Source organism: Neotamlana sedimentorum (assembly GCF_000943565.1).
Lineage (GTDB): Bacteria > Bacteroidota > Bacteroidia > Flavobacteriales > Flavobacteriaceae > Neotamlana > Neotamlana sedimentorum.
Window position 1 is genome coordinate 426,193 of record NZ_JTDW01000001.1, and the last position, 17,454, is coordinate 443,646.

Annotated in this window: 10 protein-coding genes; all 10 read left to right on the forward strand. The window is 36.2% G+C overall.

Annotation, left to right across the window (positions count from 1 at the left end):
* Positions 1–39 precede the first annotated feature (39 nt).
* From PW52_RS01840 to PW52_RS01885, 10 genes are read left to right on the forward strand one after another with little or no spacing between them, the layout of a single operon-like run.
* Positions 40–2,391, forward strand: coding sequence for a glycoside hydrolase family 95 protein (locus tag PW52_RS01840; RefSeq protein WP_165586740.1), 2,352 nt, complete (start codon positions 40–42; stop codon positions 2,389–2,391).
* Positions 2,392–2,417: 26 nt separating this feature from the next.
* Positions 2,418–3,851: a sulfatase family protein gene (locus PW52_RS01845; RefSeq protein WP_044631200.1), complete on the forward strand. Its 1,434-nt coding sequence runs from the start codon at positions 2,418–2,420 to the stop codon at positions 3,849–3,851.
* Between the two features lie 15 nt (positions 3,852–3,866).
* Complete coding sequence (locus tag PW52_RS01850) at positions 3,867–4,805, forward strand: hypothetical protein (RefSeq protein WP_131453962.1); 939 nt, start codon at positions 3,867–3,869, stop codon at positions 4,803–4,805.
* Complete coding sequence (locus tag PW52_RS01855; RefSeq protein WP_044631202.1) at positions 4,802–7,357, forward strand: GH116 family glycosyl-hydrolase; 2,556 nt, start codon at positions 4,802–4,804, stop codon at positions 7,355–7,357. Before PW52_RS01850 ends, PW52_RS01855 begins: the two co-directional genes overlap by 4 nt.
* A 4-nt stretch (positions 7,358–7,361) precedes the next feature.
* Positions 7,362–8,018, forward strand: a complete 657-nt coding sequence (locus PW52_RS01860; RefSeq protein WP_044631203.1) for an SGNH/GDSL hydrolase family protein — start codon at positions 7,362–7,364, stop codon at positions 8,016–8,018.
* 50 nt (positions 8,019–8,068) lie between these two features.
* A complete protein-coding gene (locus PW52_RS01865; protein WP_044631204.1) occupies positions 8,069–9,616 on the forward strand; it encodes a sulfatase family protein in 1,548 nt (515 codons plus the stop codon).
* A 27-nt stretch (positions 9,617–9,643) separates the two neighbouring features.
* Positions 9,644–11,746 carry a Sip1-related alpha-galactosidase gene (locus PW52_RS01870; RefSeq protein ID WP_052823317.1) on the forward strand — a complete coding sequence of 701 codons (2,103 nt, stop codon included), beginning with the start codon at positions 9,644–9,646 and terminating at the stop codon, positions 11,744–11,746.
* Positions 11,747–11,756: 10 nt separating this feature from the next.
* Positions 11,757–14,222, forward strand: a complete 2,466-nt coding sequence (locus tag PW52_RS01875; protein WP_044631205.1) for a glycoside hydrolase family 95 protein — start codon at positions 11,757–11,759, stop codon at positions 14,220–14,222.
* Between the two features lie 12 nt (positions 14,223–14,234).
* Complete coding sequence (locus tag PW52_RS01880) at positions 14,235–14,867, forward strand: GDSL-type esterase/lipase family protein (protein WP_052823318.1); 633 nt, start codon at positions 14,235–14,237, stop codon at positions 14,865–14,867.
* Positions 14,868–14,869: 2 nt separating this feature from the next.
* Positions 14,870–17,452 (forward strand): GH116 family glycosyl-hydrolase, encoded by a 2,583-nt coding sequence (locus PW52_RS01885; protein ID WP_044631206.1) that lies wholly within the window; start codon positions 14,870–14,872, stop codon positions 17,450–17,452.
* The last annotated feature ends 2 nt before the right edge of the window (positions 17,453–17,454 follow it).

The following is a 17,454-nucleotide window of genomic DNA, read 5'->3' on the forward strand; positions in this document are numbered from 1 at the left end:
AAATATACAAGCTTAATATTAAGTTTAAATTGCTTTTTGATGTCTTGCAATACGCAACAAGAAAACAAAGCTTCTCATTTAAAATTATGGTATCAACAGCCAGCAAAATCTGGAACCTTATCGAATGCTGCCATAGTTAAACGAAACGATCTGGAATGGTTAAAAGCCCTACCTATTGGGAATGGCTCGTTAGGAGCAATGGTTTACGGCGATGTAAATAATGAACACATTCAGCTAAACGAAGAAACCATGTGGTCTGGTGGTCCTAGTGATAACGATAATCTCGAAGCATTTAGTGCATTAAGCGATATTAGAAATCTTCTTTTTGAAGGTAAGTACAAAGAGGCAACTACCTTAACTAAACAAACTCAAATTTGCAAAGGTGCAGGTACTGGGCTAGGTAAAGGTGCTAACGTGCCTTTTGGGTGTTTTCAAACCTTAGGCGATTTGTGGTTAGATTTTGATTCTACTGGTAGTTTTGAAAATTATCATCGCGAATTAGATTTAGATGAAGCTGTAGTTCGAGTAAGTTATTCTCAAAATGGAGTCAATTATAAACGTGAATATTTTGTGAGTTACCCCGACCAAGCACTTGTTGTTAAGTTAACAGCCAATAAACCACAAAGTATTTCTTTTAAAAGTACTTTAACACGGCCAGAACTTTATCAAACAAAATCTACAGAAAATGAATTGGTTATGCAAGGAGCGCTTTCTAATGGAAGTGGAGGAAAAGGACTAGAATATATAGCCAGATTATCAGCCAAAAATAAAAATGGGACACTCAATTTTAATAATGGATTTCTTGAAGTTAAAAAAGCCGATGAAGTGGTGTTGTACCTAACGGCTTCAACAAATTATAAATTAAGTTACCCAGATTTTACGGGAAGATTATACGAGGAAATATCAGCAAAAAATCTTGAAGATGTTCAGCAAAAAGCATACGAATCTGTTTTAGTTTCACATGTTAACGACTATCAAAAGTATTATAAAAGAGTGCAATTAAAATTGACATCAAGTTTAGATACGATTCCAACCGATTTACGTTTAAAAACATTTAAATCTAACAATAAAAAATCAGATTTACATCTAGTAGAATTATTGTACCAATACGGTCGATATTTACTAATATCTTCGTCCAGACCAGGAACTTTACCTGCCAATTTACAAGGTATTTGGGCTAACGAATTACAAACGCCTTGGAATGGCGACTACCATACCGATGTTAATGTTCAAATGAATTATTGGCCTAGTGAAGTTGCTAATTTAGGAGAAATGCATTTGCCGCTTTTTAGTTTAATGGAAATGCTTCAAAAACCGGGAGCTAAAACCGCTAAAGTGCATTATAATGCAAACGGTTGGGTGGTGCATCCTGTAACAAATGTTTGGGGGTTTACAGCGCCCGGTGAAAGATCTGATTGGGGAATGCATGTAGGCGCAGGAGCGTGGTTAACTACGCATATCATGGAGCATTATTATTTTACTTTAAATGAAGATTTTCTTAAAAGTAAATTCCCTGTTTTAAAGGGCGCTACGCAGTTTTATTTAGATTGGTTAATACCCGATCCAAAAACTAAAAAATTAATTTCAGGGCCATCGGTTTCGCCAGAAAACAAATTTATAGCACCTGATGGTAGCATGAGTAAAATTTGTATGGCACCCGCACACGACCAACAAGTTATTTGGCAATTGTTTCAAAATTATATTGATGCTTGCAATGCATTGGGAATTCAAGATGATTTTTTAAACGAAGTACAACAGGCTCAACAACAATTACAAGGTCCTCAAATTGGCGCCGACGGCAGGTTGTTGGAATGGAATGAAGCCTTCGAAGAAATTGAAAAAGGTCACAGACACATTTCCCATTTGTATGCATTACATCCAGGTTTTCAAATCGATTTAAAAGAAACACCAGAACTAGCTAATGCCGCTAGAAATTCTTTAGATTATAGAATAAAACATGGCGGTGGCCATACGGGTTGGAGTTCTGCTTGGTTAATTAATCAGTACGCGCGTTTAGGTGAAGGTGGTCTAGCCGAAAATAGTTTAAAAACGCTGCTATCAAAAAAAATTAGTCCAAATTTATTTGGACAACATCCACCGTTTCAAATCGATGCTAATTTTGGTGCTACAGCTGGCATTTCAGAAATGCTCTTACAAAGCCATACCAATGAAATTAGATTGTTGCCAGCTTTACCAGTGAGTTGGAAAAGCGGCGAAGTAAAAGGGCTTTGTACAAAAGGTGGTTTTGTAGTCGATTTAAAATGGGAAGCTGGAGAGTTAATTCAGGCACAAGTCCATTCAAAAAAAGGAGGCGTAGCCGCGTTAAGTTATAAAGACAATGTAATAAATTTGGAGACAAAGGCTGGAGAAACCATTCAGGTTCCTCTTTAAAAATAAGGTTAATAATTTTTCATAAAATGAAATCAATTTTAACATTAATAACATGTTTAACTGCGATACTGGTTAGTATGTCGTGTAAAGCGAAAATTGACAAAATTGAGGAGTCAAAATTGCCTAATGTTGTTATTATTTTTACCGACGATCAAGGTTATGCCGATTTAAGTTGTTTTGGAGGCAAACATGTGTACACGCCAAATATTGATAAAATGGCCTCCGAAGGTGCAAAATTAACTAGTTTTTATGTTGCTGCCCCTTTATGTACACCATCTCGTGCAGCACTTATGACGGGTTGTTACCCGCGACGCATTAGTATGGAGCCGCCATCTAGTTTGGTTATTGATTTACCTAACGTTCCACAAAATAAGCGGTTTCCTGTGTGTTTAGCAGGCGATGGTAATGGCTTAAACCCAGATGAAATCACGATAGCCGAAATAGCTAAAGCAGCAGGATATAAAACAGGAATTTTTGGTAAGTGGCATTTAGGCGATCAACCAGAATTTTTGCCAACAAAACAAGGGTTCGATGAGTTTTATGGGTTGCCTTATAGTCATGATATTACACCAACACATCGTCGACAAGAATTTTTTAAATTTCCTTCACTTCCTTTTTTAAATGGTGAAAAGGTGATTGAAATGGATCCTGATGCCGATTATTTAACTAGAAGAATTACAGAGCGAGCGGTAAAGTTTATTAAAGAAAATAAAGATGAAAATTTCTTTTTGTACGTGCCTCATCCCATGCCTCACGGTCCCGTTGCTGCATCTCAAGAAATTAAAAAGGAATATGCTCAGGTTTTAGAAAATGGCGTAAATGCTTCTTCAAAAATTTATGAAACAGCAATTTATGAAATTGATTGGTCGGTTGGTCAAATTCTTAATACTTTAAAAACGCTAGGAATCGATGAAAATACGTTGGTTTTGTTTACCAGCGATAATGGAGCTGTAAAAAATAGAAAAAATTCTATGCAACCTTTGTCTGGAGGAAAAGGCAGTACTTTAGAAGGTGGTATGCGAATGCCTACTGTTATACGTTGGCCAGAAAAAATTAAACCAGGAATCGAAATTGACGAATTACTAACAACCATGGATATGCTGCCAACTTTTGCCAACTTAGTAGGCGTTAGCTTAACTAAAGATCGTAAAATAGATGGTAAAGATATTTTACCGGTGCTTACAGAAGGAGCCAAAAGCCCTCATGAATATTTTTTCTATTCGCACTGGGGTACTTTGGAAGCTGTTAGATGGAAAGATTGGAAACTTAGAGTTGTTAACGATAAAATCGCTTTGTATAACCTAAAAAATGATATTTCAGAGCAACATAATATTAAAAATCAATATCCAGAAATAGTAGCCCAACTAAAAGAAGTGATGAAAAATTTTGAAACAGAAATCGATGCAAACGCAAGACCTGTTGGTCATGTAAATAACCCTAAACCTTTAAGTGTAAATTAAATTATGATGATTGAAATGAAGCAAATTCATTGTTTTTTGTTGTTAGGATGCTTTGTAGTAGTTCTACATAGTGTGCATTCGCAACATAAAATAAAGCTGCTCAATGTTCAATCAGGAGTGTTTTGGGCTTCTGACAAAGAGAATAAAAAAAAGCTTCCTATTACAAAAGGTTTAATGGTTGATTTGAATGCAGATTTCGGAATAACCGTCGATAGTAGTAATAGAATTAGTTCATGGGAAAATCAAGTTGTCGAGAATGAAATTGATGCCTTTGTTAAACAGGATGAAGGTAGAACTCTTAAAGGCTCTGGTATGCCAAGACTTAAAAAAAACGTTCCAGAATTAAATGGCCATAATGCGGTAATTTTTCATCGTCAGGAATTAGTGAATCACAATGAAGATGCTTTCGATCATTTAACAAAAGGCAGCGGATTTACTTGGTTTGCAATAATTTCAATTTATGATCAAGTTATCGGGAAACCAGGTGTAAATGCGTTTTTTGGAAATCTAAGAAATACAAACATTGATAAAAAAGGTGAATACGAAGGTGTTTGGGCTGGAGTAAGTGATGAAAATCAAATTTGGATTGGTGCCAGAAATGCATTAGAAAAAGGCTTGTGGCATAAAAATAGTCCACACGTTTTAGCTCCCGAACCATTAAAAAGTGAACAGTATTATTTGATTATTGGTAAAATGGAATCAGGACAAGGAAATGTGCCTTTGGAGCTGTTTATTAATTCAGATAAACCCATAGCAAGTGCTAAATTTCCTGTGAGTGAAAAAGTAAATCCTTCTAAAATGGTAATAGGGCAAGAACGCGATGCAACTAACTATCCAGGATTCGAATCGTTTGATGGGGCAATTGCTCGATTTTTGATTTACGACAGACCATTAGCGAATAATGACTTAAATAAAGTAATAAAATATTTAAATAAAACGTATAACATAAAATGAGCAATAAAACCCAAATAACAATTTTCTTTACCCTATTTTTATTAGGGGTTGGAGTTATAATAGCTCAGGAAAAAAACGCTTGGCCCGTATTAAAAACTTACAACCAAAACCATTCCGACCGAATTGCTATGCCAGTTGGAGGCATTGGTACAGGAACTATTTCTTTAACAGGAAGAGGCGCTTTAGAAGATTGGGAAGTTATGAGTCGTCCAGCTAAAGGCTTTAATCCGTTGTACACAGGCGTCGAAGTTATAAATCGAGCGCCGTTTTTCTCAATTTATTTAAAAGAAGAAAATAAAGAAGCCCAAGCTTTACTTTTAGAAGGCCCTATTCCCGTAAAATACGACGAAGGTTTTTACGGTTCTAAAGCTCCTAATCATGGTTTGCCGCGTTTTTCAGAATCTAAATTTCAAACGGCTTATCCTTTTGGTGAAGTGTTGTTAAGTGACGAAAATTTACCAATTGAAGTTACCGTTGGGGCATTTAATCCGTTAATTCCGGGAAACACAGAAGACAGTAGTTTGCCAATAGCGATATTAAGTTATAAGGTTAAGAATAGGAGTAGCAAGCCAATTACAATTTCATTAGCAGGAAACATTCCAAATTTTATTGGTTACGATGGAAAAGAGGGAAAGCCATACCAAAATATTAATACTTACAAAGAAGAAAATGGAATAAAAGGAATCCATTTTACCGCAGGAGAAGCGGTTGATAAGGAAAGTTATCAATATGGAACTTTTAGCTTAACAACTGCAAATAAAGGCGATGTGTCTTACAGAACGGCATGGCAAGTTGGAGATTGGGGTAATAGTACTTTAGAGTTTTGGGACGATTATACCGACGATGGTAACTTAGAGGAACGAAGCTCCCAGCAAAAAAATAACATGGGCTCTTTAGCCGTAAAAACGACTCTGGCTCCTAACGAAGAAAAAGATATTCGATTTTTTATTACTTGGCATTTCCCAAATCGTCCGGCTTGGAGTAACCAAAAAGCAAATGTGGGTAATTTTTACGCTACGAAATATATCGATTCATGGGAAGTTGCTGTAAAAAACGTTCATAGAATTCCAAACCTAGAAAAGCAAACAAAAACCTTTGTACAAGCTTTTATAGGTAGTGATTTTCCAGAAATTGTAAAAGAAGCCGCATTGTTTAATTTGGCGCATTTTAGAACGCAGTTGGCTTTTAAAACCAAATCGGGTTATTATTTAGGTTGGGAAGGTATAAAAGATAACGAAGGCAGTGGTACAGGAACCTGTACTCATGTTTGGAACTACGAACAAACCATACCGTTTTTATTTGGTGATATCGCCAAAAATATGCGCGACGTAGAATTTGGATTTGCTACAGACGAAAACGGAATGATGAGTTATCGCATTCACTTGCCGTTAAAAGAAAAAGCAACAAGTTTTGGTTTGGCAGCTGCCGACGGTCAAATGGGAAGTATTATGAAATATTACAGAGAATGGCAACTCTCTGGCGATGATAATTTCCTTAAAAAGAACTGGGTAAATGTTAAAAAAGCTATGGAATTCTGTTGGATTCCTAAAGGTTGGGATCCCAATAAAGATGGTGTTATGGAAGGAAGTCAACATAACACTATGGATGTAGAGTATTTTGGTCCAAATCCGCAAATGGGCTTATGGTATCTTGGTGCATTGCGAGTAACCGAAGAAATGGCAAACTATTTAGGCGATAAAAAATTCGCTAAAACATGTCGTTCATTATACGAAAATGGTTCAAAGTGGATGGATGAAAATTTGTTTAATGGCGAATATTACATCCAAAAAATTGTGCCGCCAAAACATCTTGATAGTATTGCAAAAGGATTAATTCGTGTAAAAAGAAGACTCGTTCCTAACGACCCGCAATATCAGTTAGGAGAAGGCGTGCTTGTAGACCAGTTGGTAGGACAGGTAATGGCTCATATTCTCGATTTAGGGTATTTAGTAAATAAAGAAAATATAAAAAAGACAAACGAGTCTATCATAAAATATAACTACCGCGAAAACTTAATGAAGCATCCTAATTTTATGCGTTCTTATGCTTACGGAAACGAATCGGCTTTGTTAATGGCCGATTACCCTAAAGCCAGACCTAAGCAGCCATTTCCTTATTTTACTGAAGTAATGACTGGTTTTGAGCACACAGCGGCTGTAGCGATGATGTATGAAGGACAAACGGAAACAGCTTTAAAAACCATACAAGATATTAGAAATAGATACGACGGAAAAAAACGAAATCCTTTTAACGAAGCAGAATATGGACATCATTATGCTAGAAGTATGATGGCATGGGCCGGTGTTTTAGCAACTTCAGGATTTCATTATTCTGGAGTTCAAAAATCGATAACTTTTACCTCAAAACCCGGGACTTATTTTTGGAGTAATGGTTACAGTTGGGGAACCTGTGAAGTTAAAAATGAATTGGCAAAAATTAATGTGCTTCACGGTGCATTAGAGTTAAAAAGTTTTACGCTTCAAGGTGTTGCTAAAAAGAAACTAAAACAACAAACCATTTCAAAAGGAGAAAATTTAACAGTTAAGTTTTAATGGTATGAAAAGCTTTAAAGTAGTTTTTGTGGTATTGGTTTTAGCGGTTGTTTCGTTAAGTTTTAAGCAGCCAAAAACTAATGTGTTAATTATTGGAGATTCTATTTCACTGGGTTATACACCTTTTGTTAAGGCTAATTTAATTGATATTGCTGAGGTGCAGCATAACTCTGGGAATGCAAAACATACAGGTAATGGGTTAAAACATATTAAATCTTGGTTGGCAGCTGGAAACTGGGATATTATACATTTTAATTGGGGACTTTGGGATTTGTGTTATCGACATCCAGATTCGAAAGAACAAGGGAAAAGAGATAAGAAAAACGGAACGATTACATTCAAGCCAGAGGAATATGAAAAAAACCTTGATAGCTTGGTTAAATTCATAAAGCACAATTCTGAGGCAGAGTTAATTTTTGCTACGACAACTTATGTGCCCGAAAACGAAGCTGGTCGATTTAAAGAAGATGCTTTGATTTATAATGAAATAGCTAAAAAAGTAATGAAAAATAACGGTGTAAAAATCAACGATATTTATGAAGTTTCAAAAACCATTCATAAAAATTATGGAAAAGGAAACAACGATGTGCATTACACTAATAAAGGTTATGAATTACTTGGTGAACATATTTCAGACTATATAAAACGAATCATAAATTAATTAGGTGGAAATCTGATTAATTATAAAAATTATTAAACAAACTCATTAAGATGAAACAACTCATATTTTTCTTATTGTCCATGTCAATAATAACAGTACAAGCCCAAAAAGCTGATAAAAGTCCAAATATCATCTATATTTTGGCAGACGATTTAGGCTATGGAGATGTCAAGTGTTTTAATCCGGAAGGGAAAATTCCAACGCCAAATTTAGACGATATGGCAACTAATGGCATTAAGTTTACCGATGCGCACACTTCGTCGGCAGTTTGTACACCAACGCGATATGGTATTTTAACGGGACGTTATAATTGGCGTTCAACATTAAAAAAATCGGTACTAGGTGGGTTTTCTAAGTCGTTAATTAAGCAGGAACGAACCACAGTTGCCGAAATGTTAAAAGCACAAGGTTACACAACCGCTTTTATTGGTAAATGGCACTTAGGTTGGGATTGGGCTACTAAACAGGGTGCCGATGAAGCTGATAGAAATAATTGGAATGCTCAATTGGCGGTGGACTATACTAAGGCTATTAAAAACGGGCCATCAACTCATGGTTTCGATTATTCATTTGGTTTTTGTGGCTCGCTTGATATGGCTCCTTATGTGTATGTTGAAAACGATATACCTACTATGGTGCCAACTAAAACAACTATTAACGTAGACGAAAAAGGGTTTTGGAGAGAAGGTCCAACTTCCGATGATTTCGACCATACCAATGTGCTTCAAGATTTAACCAATAAAGCCGTTAGTTATATTAGTAAAGCATCAAAAAACAAGTCACCTTTCTTTTTGTATTTCCCTTTACCTGCACCACATACACCTATTTTACCAACCACTGAATTTCTTGGGAAGAGTAATACCAATATGTATGGCGATTTTGTAATGCAGGTAGACGATGTGGTACGACAAATTAGAGATGCGCTTAAAAAACAAGGTATTTCGGAAAATACATTATTGGTTTTTACTAGCGATAATGGTTGCTCTCCAAGAGCTAATTTCGATGAACTTAAAAAAGTGAAGCACAACCCAAGTTCGGAGTTTAGAGGTGCTAAAGCCGATATTTTTGAAGGCGGACATCGCGTGCCTTTTATAGTGGAATGGCCAAAAGAAGGCTTAAAGAATACCTATTCTGATAAAACTATTTGTACTACCGATTTCTTCGCTACTTGTGCTGATATTTCTAAATTTAAATTAAACGATTATGAAGCTGAAGATAGCTTTAGTATGCTACCATTAATCACTGGAGCAAGCGATAAAAATATTCGTGAGTATACTGTTCATCATTCCATTAATGGGTCGTTTGCAATTAGAAAAGATAGTTGGAAGCTCATTGTTTGTCCGGGTTCTGGTGGATGGAGCTATCCAAGACCACAGGATATAAAAAGCGAAGCCCTTGTGTTGCCAGAGATGCAATTATATAATTTGAAAGCCGATAAAGGCGAAACCAATAATTTAATTGGTGCCTTTCCCGAAAAAGCAGCTGTTTTAAAAGCAGCACTCAAGAAAATTATTTTAGATGGCAGAAGTACCAAAGGTAAAGTTCAAAAAAATGAAGGAATGGATGGCTGGAAACAGATAGAACCTATTATTAACTAAGCACGCTTTTAACGAATAAATAATCAGATGAAAAATATAATACTTATTGTTTTAGGCCTATTCTGCTTACTATCTTGTAAGGAGCAAAGCGATGCAAAAAAGCAAAATTCAAATTTAGATGTATTTCCCGAAATATTAAATCTATCAGCCTTAAACAAAAAAGGAGTTATAACGGTTGCTAAACAAGAATTAACACCAGATTCTACAGGAGTTATTGCAGAAATACCATTGGGTTTTCCAGAATATAATCGTGGTATTTATTACCGTCCGTTTTCAAAAAAACTAGCGGCCGGAAATAGAGTAGAACCACTTTGGTTTAATGATGTTTCAGAATTAGATGGTTACAAACACCAAAAACCAAGAATGGATAGCCATATTAATTTAGGTGCGTTTATGATGCTTCAAAAGGCAAATGGTGACTATTTAGCGCTTTTGCCTTTAGTTTCAAACCGAATTGGCAATACGTTTTCCATTCACGATAATAAAGCATTTTTAACGGTGGCAACCTATGGTAAGGCATCCGAAAATGTCGCCGTTCCACTAATAAGTTACGGACAATCAAATAATCCTTACGAAGCAGCTAGAATGGCTTGGGAAGGTGCTATGAATACTGAAAATGTAAAAGAAAATATTAATTGGCGCTCTAAAAAAGAGTATCCTGAAGCCTACAAATATTTAGGTTGGTGTTCTTGGGAGCATTATAAACATAAAATTAATGAGGAAGTTATTTTAGGAGCCCTAAAAGGGATGAAAGAAAGTACAATTCCGTTTAGATGGATGTTGATTGATGACGGATATTTAGACCATAAAAACGGGGCGTTATTATCTTTTGGAGTTGATAAAAAGAAGTTTCCAAACGGCTGGGAACCTATCACCAGTCAAAAGGACGAAAAAATAAAATGGATGGGTATTTGGCGAAATTTTAACGGCTATTTTGGAGCTGTATCGCCAGAGCATAACATGCCTAGTTTAAACGAACATTTGGCAGCGCGTAGTCCAAATGGTAAAAGAAAACTTTTAACACCAAAAATTTCGGAAGCATCGGCCAATGCATTTTTTCATGAAATGACAAAAAACACCAAAGACAATGGTTTTGATATTATTAAAGTCGATTTTCAATCGGATAATTTCAGAAATAACCAAGGAGCTAGCAACGCTATTTTAGGTGTGCATTATAACAATATTGCCTTAGAAGAAAATTGCAAAGACAAAGATTTAATGTTGCTAAACTGCATTGCACAACAAAATTTTAATGTGTTTAATCATAAGTATAGTGCACTTATCCGCGGAAGCGTAGATTATAAAACAACAAAAGACAGGTTAGGTGTTACTTTGGTTCAAAATTTTGCCAATGCGTTTTGGTTGGGGCATACACATTGGCTAGACCAAGACATGTTTTATGCTAATTTCGAAGAAACCGCGCAATTAATGGCAGTAGCTAGAGCCATGTCTGGAGGACCTATTTATCTTTCTGATGTGCCAGAACATATCGATGATACCGTTTTAAAACCTTTAACTTACAGTGATGGACGAATTTTAGGCACCTTAGCACCAGCTGTTCCTTTGCCGGAAAGTTTAATGCAGGACCCTTATTTCGATGGAAAAGCGTTTCGAGTAATTGCGCCGTTAAAAAACCAAACTGCAGCTATTATGGCTGTCAATTTAAATCAAGATGATAAGGAAGTTTACACGCAAGTTTCCTTAAAAGATTATGCTTTTGCTGGAGGCATGATACAACCTTACAATGGGCTTTGGAATTTACCTAATGAAGGCGTGTTGCTTTACGATTCTTATAAAAAATCAGCTCAAGTTTTAAATGCTGATTACGTGTTTAGTTTAGAATCTAGAAAAGAACGTTTGCTATTGCTAAACCCTATTAAAAAAGGTTGGGCTATTATTGGTCGTCCAGATAAATATTTATCTGCTGCAACTTTTGATTTGTTAGAAGTTGAAGAAAATAAAATAGAGATAAATATGGTTGAAGATGGCGATTTGTTATTGTGGACAAACGGCAAAACACCACATTCTGAAAACTTTGAATTTATAGCACAGCAGGATGGTTTGTGGTTAGGTAAATTAACTACAGCAAAAGCCGATAAAAATTATACGATTAGCACAAAAGTTGACTAGATAAAACCTAATGAAATATTTAATAACCATAACCATTTTACTGTTTTCTGTGCTTCAAGTTCAGGCGCAATTTTTACTGACTTACGATGAGCCAGCGACTGCTTTTTCGGAAGCGCAGCGCAATGATTACCGAAAACCAGGATACATGCAAGAAGCTTTGCCTTTGGGTAACGGACGACTAGGCGCTATGTTTTCTGGCGGAATTGCCGAAGAGCATATCATGCTTAACGATATTACATTGTGGATGAACGCTAAAAGAGGTTTAAACGAGGTTGAACAATCTGGAACAAGAATAGGCGCTTATAAAAACTTCGATAAAGTTCGTGAAGCTTATAGAAATGAAAAATATGGCACTGCCGAAGGCAGTATGGAAGCCACGTCTACCAAATATCTTAGTAGCGAGCAACCTTTGGGTAATTATGCGCCATTTACCGATGTATTTATTACAACAAATCACAATCCAAATGAGGTTTCAAATTACACACGCTCGTTAAATGCCTTTACAGGAATTGGCTCTGTAAATTATAGCATTGGGAAAGCTAATTTTAAGCGCGAATATTTTTGTAGCTATCCAAATGATGTGCTTGCCATTCGCTACAGCGCTCAAAATGCAACTATAAACCTAAGTATTAAAGCAAGCTCATTACATAAAATTACCAGTTTAAAGGCAGATGGGAATCTGTTAGTTTTAAATGGTGAAGCTGCTATGGAAAATGACCCTATTCAGTTTCAAAAAAGAGTTTATATTGATGCTGGCAAAGCTAAAATAACAGCCAATAATAATGGTGAGTTACAAGTTGAAAACGCCAAAGATGTAAAAATTTATATTTCGGCTTACACCGATTATTTGCCAGATTATCCAACCTTTAAAGGACGAAATTTTGAAGCTGATGCTGAAAAAACTTTAGAAACAGCAGTAAACTTAGGCTATAAAGTGCTTAAAAATGCGCATGTAAAAGATGTGTCTAGTTTAATGGATAACTGCGAGTTAAACCTAGAGTACAAACCGCTAAATCTTACAACCGACGAATTAATTAAAAACGGACCAAGTTTAGAGCTTGAGAATCTGTATTTTAATTATGCGCGTTATTTGCAGTTAAGTTGCTCTAGAAATGCGCCAGTACCATCGAATTTACAAGGTTTATGGAACGGACATTTAAAACCTGCTTGGAATGCCGACTACCATACCGATATTAATTTAGCTATGAACTATTGGATGGTAGAAACCGCCAATTTACCAAGCTCTTTTGCGCCTTATGTGTCTTATTTAAAAATGATAGCAGAATCTGGTAAGTACACAGCAAGAGAATCTTTTGGAATAGAACAAGGTTGGAGTATGGGACTTAACGGAAATGTATTTGGGTTTACAGCTCCTAATGTTCATGGTCGCAGAATGCAACAATCGGGCGCTTGGTTGTGTCAAAATTTGTTCGAGCATTATGCTTTTAGTAAAGACAAAAAATACCTTGAAGAAATTTATCCAATATTAAAAGGAGCCGCCGAGTTTTATATGGAATTTTTAGCGCCTTGGAAAGATGGCTCATTAATTGTGTATCCAACATGGTCGCCAGAAAACGCCTATTTGGTAAAAGAGTTTGGGAAATTAAATAAGCAAGCTTACGGCGCTTCTTTCGAGCAACAATTGGCACTTAATTTATTTACCGATTGTATTGAAGCTTCTATTGTATTAAATAAAGATGAAGCGTTTCGAGCAAAACTTAAAACCATAATCCCGAAGTTAACACCTCAAAAAATTGGGCAGTACGGTCAAATTCAAGAATGGCCAGAAGATTGGGATCGCCCAACAGATCAACATCGTCATATTTCACATTTAATGGCCTTGCATCCAGGACGTGATTTTTCGCCCTTAACCACACCCGAATTAACTACCGCGGCTTTAGTTACAATGAAGCATCGTGGCGATATTTCAACCGGTTGGAGTACAGCGTGGAAAACTAATTTTTGGGCACGATTGCATAATGGCGATAAAGCGCATCAATTCTATCAATTTTTAACGTCAAAACGCGCATATCCAAATTTGTTCGATTTTCATCCTCCGTTTCAAATCGACGGTAATTTTGGTGGTGTAGCCGGTGTGTGTGAAATGTTATTGCAAAGTCATTTAAGAAGCATTAATAATTCAGCAAAACAAATAGAACAGGCTGCTTTTGTAGGGTATCAAAATAAATCAAATTCGAATCATTTTATTCCTAAAACACCTCATGATATTATCGCAAATGCGCCATACATTTTACATCTATTACCCGCTTTACCTAGTGTTTGGCCTAACGGAAGTGTAAAAGGTTTAAGAGCACGCGGAGGATTGGAAGTTGACATAATTTGGAAAGACGGAAAATTAATTGAAGCTAAAATAACTGCGAAAACCAACACTAGTTTTAGAGTTTATTCAGAAGGAAATTTATCTCAAGTTTTTAGTTTGAATAAGGATGAAGTTAAAGTTTGGAAATCTAAATAAAAAAATAAATTTATGAAGAAAGCATTTTTATTAATGGGTACACTTTTAATGTTTTGGTCCTGTACTACCAAACCAAAAATTATAGCTTGTGTTGGCGACAGTATTACTGCTGGTGCAAGACATAAAAAGCAAAGTGTAACAGCATACCCGAAGGTTTTAAGTGATTTATTAGGTGATGATTATTCGGTTGTTAATTTAGGTAGAAGTGGGGCAACGGCTTTAATTAATGGTAATTTGCCATATTGGAATTGTAAAGAATTTTCGAATGTATTTGCCGTAAAACCAGATGTTATTACTATTAAATTAGGCACAAACGATTCTAAACCTCAAAACTGGAACGCCCAAGATTTTAAAGAAAGCTACCAAAGTTTAATCGATACCTTTCAAACCATTTCATCATCTCCAAAAATATACTTGTGTTTGCCTGTTCCGGTTTATGCACACAGTAAATTTAAAATCGATGGGACTGTTGTTAACCAGGGAGTTATTCCAATTATTAAATCTTTAGCAACAGAAAATAACTTATCCGTAATAGATTTATATGAGCCTTTTCTTGATAAAGAAAAATTGGTGCCAGATGGTGTTCATCCCGAAGAAGAAGGCGCTGCGCTAATGGCCAAAATAATGGCGCAAAAACTACAATAATCATGACTAAACTAAACAAACTAAAGATATTATTTTTATTAACGATTGGCTCTGTTACCGCTCAAAGTCAACAATTAAATTGGCCGGTTTTAAAAACGTACGACCAAGATCATATTCAAAAAATAAAAATGCCAATTGGCGGTATAGGAACGGGCACGATTTCATTTACAGGGCGCGGTAGTTTAGAAGATTGGGAAATTATGAATCGTCCTGCTAAGGGATTTAATCCAACTTTAGAAAATCGCGGACCAGTAAAACAAAAAGGACCATTTTTTGCAATTTATGTTGAAGATGGGCAAGGTAAAAAACAAACACGATTATTGGAAGGGCCACCAGACGAATCGAGCTACGAAGGGCCTTGGGGCGCATATTCTAACCAGCATGGTTTACCTCGATTTAGTAAGGCAATTTTTAAAACGGCCTATCCATTTGGGCAAGTGTTTTTAAGTGACGAAAGTCTTCCTGTTGAGGTGGTTGTTGGTGCTTTTAATCCGCTAATTCCTGGAAATATCGACGATAGTAGTATTCCAATGGCTATTGTTAATTACAAAGTGAAAAATACAAGCGATAAATCTGTCACTATATCTATTGCCGGAAGTATTCAAAATTTTATAGGATTCGACGGTACGCGCGGAAAAACCATAAAAAATGTAAATAATATTCGTGAGTTAAATGGTGTAAAAGGGATTCATTATACAACGGAAGGCGTTGATCCAGAAAGCGAACAATGGGGCACAATGAGTTTTGTGTCTTTAAACAATGGCGAAACAAGCTATCGAACAGCATGGCAAGAAATGAAAAGCCGTTGGGATAAAAAACGACTAGATTTTTGGGACGATTTTAGTGCCGATGGCATTCTAGAAAAAAGAGAAAATAAATCCGCTAATGCTCCAATGGGGTCTATTGCGGTAAAAAACACGTTAAAGCCTGGTGAAGAAAGAAACTTTCAATTTTTAATTAGTTGGCATTTTCCAAACAGACAAACTTGGGATAAACCAGGGTTTCAAAAACATATAAAAGCTACGGTTGGAAATTATTACACTACAAAATATACCGATTCTTGGGATGTTATTTTAAAAACCTTGCCGCGTTTAAATACGCTTGAAGATAACACGAAAACCTTTGTAAACGCTTTAATAAAAAGTGATTTTCCAAAGGAAATTAAAGAATCGGCACTATTTAATTTAGCGCATTTACGCACGCAATTAGCCTTTAGAATAAAAAGTGGCCACCTATTAGGTTGGGAAGGGCTTTTTGATACTTACGGGTCTTGTTTTGGTTCGTGTACACACGTATGGAATTATGAGCAAACAACGCCTTTTTTATTTGGTGAACTAGCTAAAACCATGCGCGATGTAGAATTTGGTTATGCCACAGATGATGAAGGCTTAATGAGTTTTCGTGTGTATTTACCTTTGGAAGAAGGTCAAAAATGGGGGAAAGCCGCTGCCGACGGACAAATGGGAAGTATTATGAAGTTTTACCGCGATTGGCAACTTTCGGGTGACGATGATTTCCTTAAAAAGCATTGGCCAAAAGTAAAAAAATCGCTTGAGTTTTGTTGGATTGATGGCGGATGGGATGCTAATAAAGATGGTGTCATGGAAGGCTCGCAACACAACACCATGGATGTGGAATATTTTGGGCCAAATCCGCAAATGGGTTTTTGGTATTTGGGAGCACTTAAAGCTACAGCAGAAATGGCTGATTATTTGGGAGAAAATAAATTCGCTAAAACCTGCAGGAATCTTTATAAATCGGGTTCAAAATGGATGGACGACAATTTATTTAATGGCGAATACTACGAGCAGCATATTCAACCACCAATGTCGGTTAATAATGTAGCTGAAGCACTTATTGGAGCAACAGGCCCTACTAAAGGTGTCGATTATACGTCGCCAGATTACCAATTAGGAAAAGGCGTTTTGGTCGATCAGTTGGTAGGGCAAGTGTTTTCCCATATCGTTGGGTTGGGGTATTTAGCAAAAGAGGAACATATTAAAAAATCGCTGGAATCTATTTTAAAGTATAATTATGTTGAAAATATGGCTTCACATGCCAATTTTCATCGATCGTATGCTCTCGGCGACGAGTCGGCCTTATTAATGGCGGCTTACCCAGGAGAACGACCAGAAAAACCATTTCCGTATTTCACCGAAGTAATGACAGGTTTTGAATATACAGCAGCCGTTGGAATGCTTCAAGAAGGATTAACAGACGATGGTTTGTTGTGCATTCAAAATATCCGAGATCGTTATGACGGTAAAAAAAGAAGTCCGTTTAACGAAGCCGAAGCGGGACATCATTATGCCAGAAGCATGATGGCTTGGGCAGGTATTTTAGCTGTTACAGAGTTTCAATATTCTGCCGTAGAAAAATCAATGAAATTTACATCAAAACCTGGTACTTATTTTTGGAGTAACGGCTTTAGCTATGGTACTATTAAGGTAGAAAACAAATTGGCAGAACTAATGGTGCTTTCAGGAGAATTGAGATTAGAAAGCTTCACTTTAAACGGAGTTGGCACCAAGAAACTAAATAGTTTACTTATAAAAACAGAAGAAACCATTCAAATTAAAATATAAAA